A 13950-nucleotide genomic window follows, 5' to 3' on the forward strand; every position below is an offset into this window, starting at 1 on the left:
CCTGCAGCAACACCGCTGGCAGCTGCGGATTCAGCGGCAGCACCCGCGCCCCGCACTGTAGCAGCGCCAGCCATGCCAGCAGAGTTTCCGGCTGGTTATAGGCCCGGAGCGCCACGCCCTGCCCTTCCATTACGCCCTGCGCGGCAAAACCAGACGCCAGCGCGTCAACCCGCGCGCATAGCTCCCGCCAGGTCAGCGGCTGGTTATTCAGACGTAAGGCGAGGGCCTCTCCGCGCCGCTGACGCCAATGCCGCCAGGGCCAGTCGTTAAAGGTCACAGCAGCGGCTCCAGCGCATCAATGTTGAGCACCGGCAGCGCACTTTCGGGCCACGGCCGTACCAGCTGGGCGCCCATCAGCGCCAGCGTATCGAGTCCGGGGATGGTCTGCGGCGTCAGCCAGGCGGCAACCCGCGCCAGCTGGGTTAACCCAAGGCTGGACTCGATCGACGAGCTGATCACTACGCTCAACCCCAGCGCATGCGCCGCGGCGACCTGTTGCTGCACCTTCTGCAAACTGCCGGTTAGCGTCGGTTTGATCACCACCGCACGCACCCCCGGCTCGGCGACAAAGCGGAAATCCGCCTCGCGCAAGCTTTCATCCCAGGCGATAGCGATCCCTGTCTCGCGGCTAAAGGCCCGAGAATCCTCCCGCGTTTTGCAAGGTTCTTCAAGAAAAGCAATGCGCTGGCGGTACGCCGGATTAACGTATTTGGCGAACTGTTGCGCTTTGAGCGGCGTCCAGGCGCGGTTGGCATCGAGCCGCAGCTGCAGATCGGGGATCGCCTCCAGCAGCAGATTGACCACCATACCGTCGCGGACCGCCTCCCAGAGGCCAACTTTGACCTTAGCGACCTTCTCGCCGGGCATCGCCGCCAGTCTGGCGAATAGCTCATCCGGATCGCCGGAGCAGAGCGGCGCCGCGCGATAATCCGCGGCCTGCGGTAGTTCGCCGCCAAGCTCCGCCTGCGCGCAGCTGATGCCAAACGCGACGGAGGGCTGCGTGGGAAGCGGCGGCTCGGCGCCGTCGCGCCAGGCCTGTGCCCACGCTAACAGCGCCATTTGCGCCTCTTCCAGCGTCTCGACACTGAATCCCGGCAGGGGAGAAATTTCGCCCCAGCCTTCGCGTTCCCCCTCCTGCAGGCGGATGAACAGCCCGTCGCGGGTTTTTAACCGCCGCTCGCGCAGCACCACGCCCGCGTCCATCGGTATCTGCCAGCGGTAAACCTGCGAAACGCGCATTATGGATTCCGTTTAAATTTGCTGAAGTCCGGCTGACGTTTCTGGTTGAAGGCGTTGCGGCCTTCCTGCCCCTCTTCCGTCATATAGAACAGCATAGTGGCGTTGCCCGCCAGCTCCTGCAGACCAGCCTGGCCGTCGCAGTCGGCGTTCAGCGCCGCTTTCAGGCAGCGCAAGGCCATCGGGCTGTTCTGCAGCATTTCACGACACCAGCGCACGGTCTCTTTTTCCAGATCCGCCAGCGGTACCACGGTATTCACCAGCCCCATGTCCAGCGCCTGCTGAGCGTCATACTGGCGGCACAGGAACCAGATTTCGCGCGCTTTTTTCTGCCCGACGATCCGCGCCATATAGGAGGCGCCCCAGCCGCCGTCGAAAGAGCCGACTTTTGGCCCGGTCTGGCCGAAGATGGCGTTTTCCGCCGCGATAGTCAGATCGCACATCATATGCAGCACGTGACCGCCGCCGATAGAGTAGCCGGCCACCATCGCGACCACCGGTTTTGGACAGGTGCGGATCTGACGCTGGAAGTCGAGCACGTTAAGATGATGAACGCCGGAGTCGTCCTGATAGCCGCCGTAGTCGCCGCGGACTTTCTGGTCGCCGCCGGCGCAGAAGGCTTTCTCACCTTCACCGGTCAGCACGATGACGCCGATATTGTCGTCATACCGGGCATCCGCCAGCGCCTGGATCATCTCTTTGACGGTAAGCGGGCGGAAGGCGTTGCGCACCTGCGGACGATTAATGGTGATTTTGGCAATCCCGTCAGTCGATTTGTGATAGCGAATATCGGTATAGCCTTCGGAGCAATCGTGCCATTCAACGGGGGCGTAGAGCATTGCTTCATCAAGAGAGATCATAGAATGTCCTTCAGTTAACTTGCCAGAATCTGCGCCAGACAGGCAATCACCGCCGCCGGGTTGTCCCGGTGCGCGTTGTGTCCGGCATGGTGAATAAGATGGAGATCCGCCGCGAGCGTCTGCGCGATGGCGCGAAACTTCGCGTCGCGCTCGCCGCACAGGTAGTGAAAAGGAAAATCGCGCGCCTGCAGAGACGCGCGCAGATCGGCCTGCGCGGCAAGGGAGGTTGCCTGCAGCATCGCCGCCAGCGTCGCGCCGTTGTTCCGGCTGCGTAAGGCGACCAATGACTCACGCTGCGCGGCATTCAGCGAAGCGAAGACCGGCTGCTGATACCAGTCGGCAAAGACCTGCTCAAGCGGCTCGCGGCGAAAACGTTCCGCCCAGGCGCTGTCATTGCTGCGCCGCGCCTGCCGCGCCTCTGCATCCTGCAGGCCCGGATGGCCGCCTTCAACGATCAGCCCGCGCATGCCTACGCGCGGCTGGCTGGCGAAGTTCATTGCCACCCGGCCGCCCAGCGAGTAGCCGATCAGCCAATACTTATGTATGTTGTAACTATTAAACATAGACTGCAGCAGAGTATTGACCCCGGCAAAGTCCTGCACCGCGATATCCGCGGAGCCGCCGTGCCCCGGCAGATCGAGGTACAGCCGCGGCCAGGCGGGAAAGGCGTCGCCCACTTTCCGCCACTCGTTGCGGTCGCCGGAAAAACCGTGCAGAAACACCAGCCAGGGATAGCCCGGCTGGCCGTTGTCGACAGCAGCGCTGAGGATCACAGGCGACTTACCTGCGCCAGCAGCTGCTGGAGGGTCTGCGCGCCGTCGGTCTCATTGACCGCCAGCTCAATCACCGTCGCCCCTGCCCTGCGCCAGGCGCCGGCCAGCGCCTCATCCAGCGACGGCCAGTCATCAGGGCAATGATAGGCCAGGCCGAACATCGCCGCCGCGTGGCTGAAATCCACGTCCTGCGGCATTAAATAGAACTGACGGCGTTCGTCCTGCGGCGTCGGCAGCATAGAAAAAATCTGCCCGCCGTTGTTATTCACCACGATCAGCACCAGCGGCGCCGACGCCTGGCGCAGCAGGGCCAGCGAGTTGAGATCGTAGAGCGCGGAGAGATCGCCAACGATGGCCAGCGTCGGTCGGGCGCTGGCGCGCTGCACGCCGGCCGCAGTGGCGATCAGGCCATCGATGCCGCTGGCGCCGCGGTTGCTGTAGACCGGATACCCGGCCGGTAGCTGCGCCAGGGCGTCGATCAGGCGCACCACCAGGCTGTTGCCAACAAACAATTGGCCCTGCTCCGGCAGATAGCCCCGAATACGCTGCGCCAGCTGCGCTTCGCCAAAAGGCTCGTTGCTGGCGACCGCAGCCTGCCACGCCTGCCCGGCAAGCTGTGGGATCACCGTCGCCCACGGCTGGCGTTTCTCCGCCGGATGTAATTCGAGCCAGCGCTCAACGCTTGAGAGCAGACGGCGACCGCGGTGCTGCGCCGGGTCGAGGCGACCGGGCAGATTATCCACCAGCCAGTATTCATCCGGCTCGCAGGTCGCCTGCCACTGGAGCACGCGTTTGCCGGTCAGGCTGCTGCCGAGTTGCACGACGATCTGCGCCTGCGCCAGCTCGCTGACCGCTTTGCCGTTGCCCAGCCACAGGTCGGCGCACGGCAGCGGCTGCCCGGTCTGCGACAGGACATCGCCGATCAGCGGCCAGCCGAGGGTCTGCGCCCACTCAGCGACCTTTTTCCCTTCCGCGGCGCTCATTCTGCCCGCCACGACGACGCCGCGTTTTTGTCGCCAGAAGAACCAGTCGCGCTGCTTCTCGCTCTCTAACTGCAGCGCCTGGCGCAGCCAGGGTTTGTCGCTCTGCCACCAGTTGNCGAGCTGCTGCTGCCACTCCACGCCGGTCTCATCCATATCACCATACAGCGGTTCAGCGAACGGACAGTTAATATGCACCCCGCCGGCGTGCAGCGCCCCCAGCGCCTGGTCGATGGTTGAGACCAGCCAGCGGGCAGGAATATCCTGCGAGGGACGTGGCAAAGAAATCGTCTGCGCAGGATGGGAGGCAAACATCCCCGGCTGGCGGATAGCCTGGTTCGCGCCGCAGTCGATCAGCTCCGGCGGACGGTCGGCGGTTAACAGGATCAGCTTTTCACCGGTGAGCCCTGCCTCAATCAGCGCCGGATAGAGGTTTGCGGTGGCGGTCCCGGAGGTGACTATCACCGCCACCGGCTGCCGGCTGGCCTTCGCCAGTCCGAGCGCCAGGTGGCCGAGGCCGCGTTCGTCGAAATGGGTATGATGGATAAAGGCGCGGTTTTCCGCCGCCGCCAGGGTTAAGGGTGTCGAGCGCGAGCCCGGCGCGATGCAGATATGCTGCACGCCATGGCGCGTTAAAGCTTCCAGGATCACCGCCGCCCAGCGTCGGTTAAATGCGCTTACTGACATGAAATTGTCCGGTATCAAATATTGATGCTAAGTATAGATAAGGCAAAGTGACGTCGTTTTGATATGCATCGTCATTCAAGCTTTATGGACACAGCAGCGAGCGCAGCCCGGCCGCTTTGTTGTCTATCTCCTGCCACTCCTGCTGTGCATCAGAGCCGCTAACGATCCCCGCCCCGGCATACAGCCGCAGGGTGTCGTGGTTCACTTTCGCCGAACGCAGCGCCACGCAAAACTCGCTTTGCGCCAGTGACAGATACCCGGAGGACCCGGCGTACCATTCGCGGGAAAACGGTTCATGACGCTGAATGAACGCCAGCGCCGCCCGGCGCGGCAGGCCGGCCACCGCNGCGGTGGGCTGCAGCTGCAGCAGACAGCGGCTGTCGTCAGGCGCCGCCAGCTCGGTCCAGATGCAGCGTCGGAGATGCTGCACCTTACGCAGCCTCACCACCTGCGGCGGCAGGACGTCCAGCGTCGAGGCCTCACTCTGCAGGCGCTGGCAGATATCCTCTACCACCAGCATGTTTTCCCGCTGGTTTTTGTCGTCTTTCATCAACCAGTCGGCCAGTTGCTGCGCCTTCGCGTCTTCCTGATGGTTCGCGACGGTCCCCGCCAGCGCTTCGGTGCGCAGCAGCGCGCCGCGCCGGCGCCACAGCCGTTCCGGCGTGGAGCCGAAAAACGCCTGCCGGGCATTGAACGCCATCAGGAAATGAAAACAGTTAAGATTGCTGCGCCGGCTAGCCGCCATGATGCTCACGGCGTCCAGCGGGGCGGCAAACTGCAGGTCGGTTGCCCGCGCCAGCACTACTTTATCCATTTCACCGGCGCTGATCGCCTTAGTCGCCCGCGCAATCATTGCCTGCCATTGAGGATAGTCGGATGAGTGGCGCTCGCTCAGCAACGGCGGTATGGCGCCGGGAGTCGCCTGAGTGGTTGTCAGGCTGGCGAGAAACGCGCGGGCCGTCGCGGCATCCTCACGCAGGGAGATATCACTATGCAGCACCAGCCGCAGCACGGCCCTGCCGCCGCACCGGCGCCACTCCAGACGCGGCAGCGCCAGGCTGCCCTGCTGCGGTTCAAACGCATTCAGGCCGCAGATACGCAGATCCTGCCGGCCGGCCTGGCGTAAAAAGCGGTTCGCCGCGTCGAGCGAGAAAAAGGTTTTTACCGCCCCCAGCGTCGCCAGTTCCTCATCGCCATTGCGCTGCTGCCAGTAAAACTGCGGCCATTGCGCCTGCTGGCCACACCATAGTAGCGGATCGAAGGCATCATTCAGCGGAAAGGCAACATCGATAATTCGCGTGCCGGGCGAGTCTGGAAATGACTCGCCCAGGCCGTCTTGCAAACGGGCCAGCGCAGTGGAAACAGACAGCACGCAAACCTCCACGGTAGTAAAACCCCACATTATAAGGGGTTCGACGGCGGAATAGCAGTACCCATGATGAGGGAGCGGGTTTTATCTTACCCGCTCGCCGGACCAGAGCTACGTGTGGACGAGGGTGCAGAGGAGTCAGACAGCGCGCTTTTCTCGCGCCATGCCAATGTGGGGGATGCCATCCTCATCATAGACCTCAGTCACCGGCGTAAAACCAAAGTGGGCGTAAAAGGATTGCAGGTGCGCCTGCGCCCCGAGGTAAATCGCCTTTTGCGGCCAGTGCTGCTGACAGCTGGCCAGCGCCTGCTCCATCAGCTGATAGCCGAGCTTCGCACCACGGGCGGCGGGGCTGACGATGACCCGGCCAATCACCACCGGCGCAAACTCCTCTTCACTTTTGAGGATCCGCGCGTAGGCCATCAGTTCGCCATCGCGCCAGCCGAGCAGATGGCGATTTTCACCAACCAAATCATCGCCGTCGACATCCTGATAGACGCACTGCTGCTCTACGACAAAGACTTCACTGCGCAATTTCAGCAGCGCATACAGCTGGGGAACGGTGAGTTCACTATGGTGGAGATCCTGCCAGGTCATCATCTGCTGCTCCTTATTGATATACTGATACTTTGCGACTCGCCCTGAGGATACTGGACGATGGAATTAACTTTTTTGGGGACATCCGCCGGGGTGCNGACCCGCACGCGTAATATGACGTCGATAATACTGAATTTGCAACAGCCGACCCGCGCTGAAATGTGGTTGTTTGACTGCGGCGAAGGGACCCAGCATCAGTTTCTTCACACGCCCTACCATCCCGGCAAACTGAATAAGATTTTTATTACCCATCTGCACGGCGACCACCTGTTCGGCCTGCCCGGTCTGCTGTGCAGCCGCTCGATGCAGGGAAACTCTCTGCCCCTCACCCTCTACGGGCCAAAAGGACTCAAAGAGTTTGTTGAGACCGCGCTGCGCCTGAGCGGTTCGTGGACCGACTATCCGCTCACCATCATCGAAGTCGGCCCTGGTCTGGTGTTCGACGAAGAGGGCTATCGGGTCACCGCGTATCCGCTCAGCCATCCGGTGGAGTGCTATGGGTATCGCATTGCGCAGCATGACAAGCCCGGCACCCTCGACGCCGCCCAGCTGATTGCCGATGGCGTACCTCCCGGGCCGCTGTTCCATCAACTCAAGCGCGGACAGCGCGTCGAGCTGGCAGATGGCCGGGTCATCGACGGCAGCCGCTATCTGGGGCCAGCGACCCCGGGTAAAACGCTGGCCATCTTCGGCGATACCGCCCCCTGCCCGCAGGCGCTGGAGATGGCTCGCGGGGCGGATGTGATGGTCCACGAAACCACCCTTGAGCAGGCGATGGCGGAGAAAGCCAATAGCCGCGGCCACTCTTCCAGTCAGCAGACCGCGGCGCTTGCCAAAGAAGCGGGGGTCGGTACGCTGATCGCCACCCACTTTAGCTCGCGCTACGATGCCGAAGGCTGTCTGCGTATGCTGGCGGAATGCCGGGAGATTTTCCCTAACACGCTGCTGGCGGAAGACTTTATGGTCTACAAGATGGCGTAAAATCCGGGCATAAAAAAACCGCCATCCCGGCGGTTTTTTATTGAGTCAATCAACTTACATCAGCGGCGTCGCCAGCTGCACGATGCTAATCAGCGGCTGCGGCCAGATACCGAGCACCAGCACCAGCAGCGCGGAGATCAGCACCACGATACCGCCGGCGCTGTACTGCCAGTTTGACGGCGCATCGCGATTCAGTTGCTCCGGCGCGCTCAGGTACAGGCTCACTGCCACGCGCAGGTAGTAGTAGAGACCGATCGCCGAGCCGACAACCACCGCGGCAACCAGCCACCACAGATGCGCATGCACACCGACGGCCAGCACGTAGAACTTACCGATAAAGCCGAGGGTCATCGGGATGCCGGCCAGGGAGAGCATCATCACCGTCATCACAGCCGACAGGATCGGACGGTGCCAGAACAGGCCGCGGTAGGAGAACAGCGAGTCAGCATCCGGGCCGCGGTACGGGCTGGACATCAGGCTGACCACGCCGAACGCGCCGAGGCTGCTGAACAGGTAACCGGCCAGGTAAACGCCCACGGCTTCCATCGACATTTCACCGCTCTGCAGGGCAATCAGCGCCACCAGCAGATAGCCGAGATGGGAGATGGAAGAGTAACCGAGCAGGCGCTTAATGTTGGTCTGGCTCAGCGCCATCAGGTTACCGAAGATGATAGAGGCGAAGGCGATCAGGCCCAGCACCACGCGTACCGCTTCGCTGTTGCCCACCGGCATGTACAGGAACAGACGCATCACTACGCCGAAGATAGCGATCTTGCTGGCGGTCGCCAGGAAGGTGGAGACCGGCGCAGGCGCCCCCTGGTAAACGTCCGGCGTCCACAGGTGGAACGGCACCAGCGACAGTTTAAAGCCAAGACCGACGATCATCAGACCGAGGCCCGCCAGCAGCAGCGGCTCGTGCAGCATGTTGTCCGCCAGGCTTTTGCCCAGCGCGAGGAAGGACAGGTTGCCGGAGTTCGCATACACCAGCGCCATACCGAACAGCAGGAAGGACGAAGCTGCCGCGGAGAGGATGGTGTATTTGATGCTCGCTTCCAGCGAACGCTTCTGGCGGAAGGCGTAACCAACCAGGCCGAACAGCGGCAGCGAAATCAGCTCAATACCGAGGAACAGCGCCGCCAGATGATTCGCACCGGCCAGCAGAATGCCGCCCAGGGCGGCGATCAGCACCAGCAGGTAGAACTCTTCTTTGTTGTCCTTGTAACCCTCAAGCCACGGGTAGGCGAAAGTACAGGTCGCGAGGCTCGCCAGCAGCACCAGACCGGTGTAAAGCATGGCGTAGCCGTCAACGCGGATCAGCGGCGTGACGTCCATCGCCCCGTTCTGGCCGACGAACCAGAGCGAGACCAGCGCGGCGTTAAGTCCAAGAACCGACAGCGTGGCATTGAGAAAATGATTGCGTCGCCACGCAATGGAGAGCATCACAACCACCACCGTCAAGCCGACGATCAGCAGCGGTAGCAGTGCGATCAGTTGTTGTGGAGTTATTGTCATGGCGAATTACGGCCTTGTAGTAGAAACAGAATTAACAAACCACTGCTGAATGTTGCTCATCGCAGCATGCGAGGTGTCGAGGATCGGCTGCGGGAAGAAGCCCAACAGCACCAGCAGCACCACCAGCAGCAGGATGATAGACAGTTCACGCAGGGACATCCCCGGCAACTCTTTCGCCGCCACTTCGCTCTTCGCTTTACCGAAGTAAGCGCGATGTAACATCGACAGCGAGTAAACGGACGCGAATACCAGACCAAAGGTGGAGATGACGGTGATCGTCGGCACCACTTTATAGCTGCCGAACAGGATCATAAATTCGCCGACGAAGTTACCGGTGCCCGGCATCCCCAGGGTGGCGACAGCGAAGAACATCGACATCGCCGGCAGCCATTTAATTTTGCTCCACAAGCCGCCCATCTGGCGCATATCGCGGGTGTGCAGACGTTCGTACAGCTGGCCGCACAGAATGAACAGACCCGCCGCGGACAGACCGTGAGCAATCATCTGGATCACCGCTCCCTGATAGGCCAGCTGGCTGCCGGTGTAGATAGCAATCAGCACGAAGCCCATGTGGGACACGGAGGTGTAGGCGATCAGGCGTTTAATATCGGTCTGGGCGAAGGCCATCCACGCGCCGTAGAAGATACCAATCACGCCCAGCCACATGGCGATGGGCGCAAACTCGGCGGAGGCATTCGGGAACAGCGGCAGCGCAAAGCGCAGCAGACCGTAGGCGGCGGTTTTCAGCAGGATCCCCGCGAGGTCGACAGAGCCGGCGGTCGGCGCCTGGGAGTGAGCGTCCGGCAGCCAGCCATGCAGCGGCACCACCGGCATTTTCACCGCGAAGGCGATGAAGAAGCCGAGCATCAGCAGGTATTCCACGCCGTGAGACATTGGGGTTTTCAGCAGATCTTCATAGTTGAAGGTCCACACGCCGGTGGCGTTGAAGTGGACGAAGGCCAGCGCCAGAATGGCAATCAGCATCACCAGACCGCTCGCCTGGGTATAGATGAAGAACTTGGTCGCCGCTGTGATACGCGTTTTACCGTCCGAGGCTTTGTGGCCCCACAGCGCGATCAGGAAGTACATCGGCACCAACATCATTTCCCAGAAGAAGAAGAACAGGAACATGTCGATGGCGAGGAACACGCCGATAACGCCGCCCAGGATCCACATCAGGTTGAGGTGGAAGAAGCCCTGGTATTTTTCGATTTCACGCCACGAACAGAGCACCGCCAGCACGCCGAGGAGACCGGTCAGCACCACCATCAGCAGCGACAGGCCGTCGATCGCCAGATGGATGCTAATGCCGAAGCGTGGGATCCACGGCAGCACGAATTCCGACTGCCATTGCGGAATACCCGCGGATTGCGTCAGAGAATAGCCGCCCTGCATCCACAGCTGCAGGCCAAGCACCAGCGTCAGTCCCATGGTAATCAGCGCGATCCAGCGCGGCACTTTCACGCCAAAGCGTTCGGTCTGCCAGCACAGGAAGCCGCCGATAAAGGGAATTAATATTAGCCAGGGTAGTAACATGGCGATTTTTATTCCTTGTTAAAGTCCCGTTCAGGACCGATTTTCAACGAATTCGACTACATTCACGTTTGAGTGCGGTTTGTTGTGTCGGGTGGCGCTTCGCTTACCCGACCTACGGTCTCGTAGGCCNGGTAAGCGAAGCGCCACCGGGCAAAACCGCGCGATCAAATCAACGCAATACCATCAGCAGCGCCAGCACCACCACCGCGCCGATGCTCATTGAAGCCACATACCAGCGCAGATAACCGTTCTCGCTCACCAGCAGGCCTTTGCCTGCGAAGCGGGAAAGGATCGCCGAGATATTCATCAACGAGTTCAGCGGATCGCGTTTCAGCAGCCAGGCAATACCGAGGAATGGTTTTACGAACACCTTGTCGTATAACCAGTCGAAGCCCCAGGCATGGAACCACCAGGTACCGAAGAAGCGGCCAGGCGCACTGTTGGCGATGGAGGTCACCAGCGTGCGTTTGCCCAGCCACAGCCATGCAGCGATCAGAATCCCGGCAATGGCGATGATCCCGGAGGCAATCTCCAGCGTCATCACGCTACCGTGGGCGAGCTCAGTGGTCTGCGGCAGTACGCCTTCCAGCGGCGGCACAATCAGCGCGCCAACGAAGGTGGATAGTACCAGCAGCACAATCAGCGGCAGATGATGGGTAATCCCCTTCCCTGCGTGCGCGTGAATTTGCTCTTTACCGTGGAATACGATGAAAATCATCCGGAAGGTGTACAGCGAGGTCATAAAGGCGCCGACCAGGCCTGCCACCATCAGATTGATATGGCCATTGGCCATCGCGCCTGCCAGAATCTCATCCTTACTGAAGAAGCCTGCGGTGATAAGCGGCAGTGCGGACAGCGCCGCGCCCCCCACCAGGAAGCAGACGTATACCAGCGGAATCGATTTGCGCAGGCCGCCCATCTTGAAGATGTTCTGTTCGTGATGGCAGGCCAGAATGACCGAACCAGACGACAGGAACAGCAGCGCTTTAAAGAACGCGTGAGTCATCAGGTGGAAAATCGCCGCGTCCCATGCCTGCACGCCCAGCGCGAGGAACATGTAGCCAATCTGGCTCATGGTAGAGTAGGCGAGAACGCGTTTGATATCGGTCTGCACCAGCGCGGCGAAGCCCGCCAACACCAGGGTGACCGCCCCGACGATACCGACCAGATGCAGCACTTCCGGCGTCATCAGGAACAGGCCGTGGGTACGGGCGATCAGATAGACGCCCGCGGTGACCATGGTCGCGGCGTGGATCAGCGCAGAGACCGGCGTCGGACCCGCCATCGCATCGGCAAGCCACGTTTGCAGCGGCAGCTGGGCGGATTTACCGACCGCGCCGCCAAGCAGCATCAGCGTCGCCCACTGCAGCGTGGTGCTGCCGTTAGCGAAGTGCTGCGGCGCCAGCTCCACCATTTCGCGGAAGTTCAGGGTGCCCAGTTCGTTATAAAGAATGAACAGCGCGAAGGCGAGGAACACGTCGCCGACGCGGGTCACCACAAACGCTTTCATCGCTGCGGCGCCGTTCTTCGGATCGGTGTAGTAGAAACCGATCAGCAGGTAAGAACAGAGGCCCACGCCTTCCCAACCGAGGTACATCAGCAGCAGGTTATCGGCTAGTACCAGAACCACCATGCTGGCGATAAACAGGTTGGTATAGGCGAAGAAGCGGGAATATCCCTCTTCACCGCGCATGTACCAGGAGGCGAACATGTGGATCAGGAAGCCGACGCCGGTAACTACGGAGAGCATGGTCAGCGACAGGCCGTCCAACACCAGGTTGAAGCCGATGTTGAAATCACCGACCGACATCCAGGTCCACAGCGGCACGCTGACCGCCTGTTTGCCGTTAGCGAAAAAGTCGACGCCAACGTACGCGGTGACCAGCGCCGCCAGGCCTACCGAGCCCATGCCAACGGTGGCGGAAAGATTTTCCGACCAGCGCCCGCGGGAGAAGGCCAGCAGCACAAAGCCAATCAATGGCAAAAGAATGGTTAAGGCAAGCATGTTCATCCACGCAACTCACTTACTGAATCGATGTTCAGGTTCTGGCGGCGACGATGGAGCTGCAGCAGCAGCGCCAGGCCGATACTCGCTTCCGCAGCCGCGAGGCTGATGGCGAGGATATACATTATCTGACCATCTGCCTGACCCCAGTAGCTACCCGCCACCACAAAGGCCAGCGCGGCGGCGTTAATCATGATTTCCAGGCTAATCAACATAAACAGCAGATTGCGGCGGATCACCAGCCCCGTCAGACCAAGCACAAACAGGATGGCCGCGAGGATCAGTCCATGTGTTAAGGGGATCATGCGTGTTCCTCCGTTTTTCGTTTGTCGCTGTCGTTCAGACGGTTGCTCAGCACCTCGCCGGCGCGCTCTTCGCGGCCAATGTGGAAGGCAACCACCAGGCCCGCCAGCAGCAGCATGGAGGCCAGCTCCACCGCCAGGACGTACGGCCCAAACAGCGCAATGCCCACTTCTTTGGCGTTAATCGCCGCACCGTCGATACCCTGGTCGTTAATGCCCAGGATGGCGTAAACGATAACCACCAGCAGCACCGCGGAGAGGATGGCCGGGCCAATCCAGATCCCCGGCTGCAGCCACTTGCGCTCCTGTTCGATCTCGGTGCCGCCCAGGTTGAGCATCATCACCACGAAGACGAACAGCACCATAATGGCCCCGGCGTAGACGATGATTTCCAGCGCTCCGGCGAAGTACGCGCCCAGCGAGAAGAACACCCCGGCAATCGCCAGCAGCGAAATAATCAGGTACAGCAGCGCATGCACCGGATTGGTGTGGGTGACGACCCGCAAGGTTGCGAGGATGGCTATCAGGCCACAGATATAAAAAGCGAATTCCATTGCCCCTCTCCTTACGGTAACAGGCTCTTGACGTCGATTGGCTTAGCTTCATTTTCCGCTTCGCCCTTATCTTTGCCGTCGATTGCCATACCCGCCATCCGGTAGAAGTTATATTCCGGGTATTTGCCCGGACCGGAAATCAGCAGATCCTCTTTTTCGTACACCAGATCCTGACGCTTGTATTCACCCAGCTCGAAGTCCGGGGTCAACTGGATCGCCGTGGTCGGGCACGCTTCTTCGCACAGGCCGCAGAAGATGCAACGTGAGAAGTTGATGCGGAAGAACTCCGGATACCAGCGGCCGTCTACCGTCTCTGCTTTCTGCAGCGAGATACAGCCCACCGGGCAGGCTACCGCACACAGGTTACAGGCGACGCAGCGCTCTGCACCGTCCGGATCGCGGGTCAGCACGATGCGGCCGCGATAGCGCGGCGGCAGGTAGACCGGCTCTTCCGGATACATCCGGGTTTCACGTTTGGCGAAGGCATGCAGGCCAATCATCCAGATACTACGGACCTGGGTGCCGAACCCCACCAATAATTCTTTTAAGGTCATGTTC

The 13950-nt window shown here is 61.0% G+C and carries 14 protein-coding genes; 1 reads left to right on the forward strand and 13 read right to left on the reverse strand.

Features of this window, described 5'->3' with window-relative positions; genetic code table 11:
- The 7 genes from VZP09_RS13435 to VZP09_RS13465 all read right to left on the reverse strand — a co-directional run.
- On the reverse strand, positions 1–277 hold a 277-nt coding region (locus tag VZP09_RS13435), incomplete at its 3' end, for an AMP-binding protein (protein ID WP_142381422.1).
- A complete protein-coding gene (menC, locus tag VZP09_RS13440) occupies positions 274–1239 on the reverse strand; it encodes an o-succinylbenzoate synthase (RefSeq protein ID WP_004214603.1) in 966 nt (321 codons plus the stop codon). The genes VZP09_RS13435 and menC, both read right to left, overlap by 4 nt.
- Positions 1239–2096, reverse strand: coding sequence for a 1,4-dihydroxy-2-naphthoyl-CoA synthase (menB, locus tag VZP09_RS13445; protein ID WP_002913098.1), 858 nt, complete (start codon positions 2094–2096; stop codon positions 1239–1241). Before menB ends, menC begins: the two co-directional genes overlap by 1 nt.
- 14 nt (positions 2097–2110) lie before the next feature.
- The gene (gene menH / locus VZP09_RS13450) at positions 2111–2869 is read right to left on the reverse strand and encodes a 2-succinyl-6-hydroxy-2,4-cyclohexadiene-1-carboxylate synthase (protein WP_032415269.1); all 759 of its coding nucleotides are present in this window, start codon (positions 2867–2869) and stop codon (positions 2111–2113) included.
- Positions 2866–4536, reverse strand: a complete 1671-nt coding sequence (gene menD / locus VZP09_RS13455) for a 2-succinyl-5-enolpyruvyl-6-hydroxy-3-cyclohexene-1-carboxylic-acid synthase (protein ID WP_328795212.1) — start codon at positions 4534–4536, stop codon at positions 2866–2868. The genes menH and menD overlap by 4 nt, the downstream gene beginning before the upstream one ends.
- An 82-nt stretch (positions 4537–4618) precedes the next feature.
- On the reverse strand, positions 4619–5908 hold the full coding sequence (gene menF, locus VZP09_RS13460) for an isochorismate synthase MenF (protein ID WP_032415271.1): 1290 nt from the start codon (positions 5906–5908) through the stop codon (positions 4619–4621).
- Positions 5909–6043: 135 nt separating this feature from the next.
- Positions 6044–6505, reverse strand: coding sequence for a GNAT family N-acetyltransferase (locus VZP09_RS13465; RefSeq protein WP_032415272.1), 462 nt, complete (start codon positions 6503–6505; stop codon positions 6044–6046).
- Between the two features lie 57 nt (positions 6506–6562).
- Between VZP09_RS13465 and rnz the strand changes: the two genes are divergently transcribed.
- A complete protein-coding gene (gene rnz, locus VZP09_RS13470) occupies positions 6563–7483 on the forward strand; it encodes a ribonuclease Z (RefSeq protein WP_328795213.1) in 921 nt (306 codons plus the stop codon).
- A gap of 54 nt (positions 7484–7537) precedes the next feature.
- On the opposite strand, the gene nuoN is transcribed toward rnz, so the two are convergent.
- The 6 genes from nuoN to nuoI all read right to left on the reverse strand — a co-directional run bounded on the left by nuoN (position 7538) and on the right by nuoI (position 13946).
- Positions 7538–8995, reverse strand: a complete 1458-nt coding sequence (gene nuoN / locus VZP09_RS13475; RefSeq protein WP_004151107.1) for an NADH-quinone oxidoreductase subunit NuoN — start codon at positions 8993–8995, stop codon at positions 7538–7540.
- Positions 8996–9001: 6 nt separating this feature from the next.
- Entirely contained in the window at positions 9002–10531 is a 1530-nt protein-coding gene (nuoM, locus tag VZP09_RS13480; protein WP_002913146.1) for an NADH-quinone oxidoreductase subunit M, read from the reverse strand.
- A gap of 169 nt (positions 10532–10700) precedes the next feature.
- The gene (gene nuoL, locus VZP09_RS13485; protein ID WP_032415273.1) at positions 10701–12542 is read right to left on the reverse strand and encodes an NADH-quinone oxidoreductase subunit L; all 1842 of its coding nucleotides are present in this window, start codon (positions 12540–12542) and stop codon (positions 10701–10703) included.
- Complete coding sequence (gene nuoK / locus VZP09_RS13490) at positions 12539–12841, reverse strand: NADH-quinone oxidoreductase subunit NuoK (RefSeq protein ID WP_002913148.1); 303 nt, start codon at positions 12839–12841, stop codon at positions 12539–12541. Before nuoK ends, nuoL begins: the two co-directional genes overlap by 4 nt.
- Positions 12838–13392 (reverse strand): NADH-quinone oxidoreductase subunit J, encoded by a 555-nt coding sequence (gene nuoJ, locus VZP09_RS13495; RefSeq protein WP_002913150.1) that lies wholly within the window; start codon positions 13390–13392, stop codon positions 12838–12840. Before nuoJ ends, nuoK begins: the two co-directional genes overlap by 4 nt.
- A gap of 11 nt (positions 13393–13403) precedes the next feature.
- Positions 13404–13946 (reverse strand): NADH-quinone oxidoreductase subunit NuoI, encoded by a 543-nt coding sequence (gene nuoI, locus VZP09_RS13500; RefSeq protein ID WP_002913152.1) that lies wholly within the window; start codon positions 13944–13946, stop codon positions 13404–13406.
- Positions 13947–13950: the final 4 nt, after the last annotated feature.

Origin of the sequence: Klebsiella sp. EMBS2024, from assembly GCF_036233805.1 — a bacterium.
Classification (GTDB): domain Bacteria; phylum Pseudomonadota; class Gammaproteobacteria; order Enterobacterales; family Enterobacteriaceae; genus Klebsiella; species Klebsiella pneumoniae.

Coding starts and splice junctions, on each gene's coding strand:
- menC (WP_004214603.1), bottom strand. CDS start 1,239: ATGCGCGTTTCGCAGGTTTACCGCTGGCAGATACCGATGGACGCGGGC.
- menB (WP_002913098.1), bottom strand. CDS start 2,096: ATGATCTCTCTTGATGAAGCAATGCTCTACGCCCCCGTTGAATGGCAC.
- VZP09_RS13465 (WP_032415272.1), bottom strand. CDS start 6,505: ATGATGACCTGGCAGGATCTCCACCATAGTGAACTCACCGTTCCCCAG.
- nuoN (WP_004151107.1), bottom strand. CDS start 8,995: ATGACAATAACTCCACAACAACTGATCGCACTGCTACCGCTGCTGATC.
- nuoM (WP_002913146.1), bottom strand. CDS start 10,531: ATGTTACTACCCTGGCTAATATTAATTCCCTTTATCGGCGGCTTCCTG.
- nuoL (WP_032415273.1), bottom strand. CDS start 12,542: ATGAACATGCTTGCCTTAACCATTCTTTTGCCATTGATTGGCTTTGTG.
- nuoK (WP_002913148.1), bottom strand. CDS start 12,841: ATGATCCCCTTAACACATGGACTGATCCTCGCGGCCATCCTGTTTGTG.
- nuoJ (WP_002913150.1), bottom strand. CDS start 13,392: ATGGAATTCGCTTTTTATATCTGTGGCCTGATAGCCATCCTCGCAACC.
- nuoI (WP_002913152.1), bottom strand. CDS start 13,946: ATGACCTTAAAAGAATTATTGGTGGGGTTCGGCACCCAGGTCCGTAGT.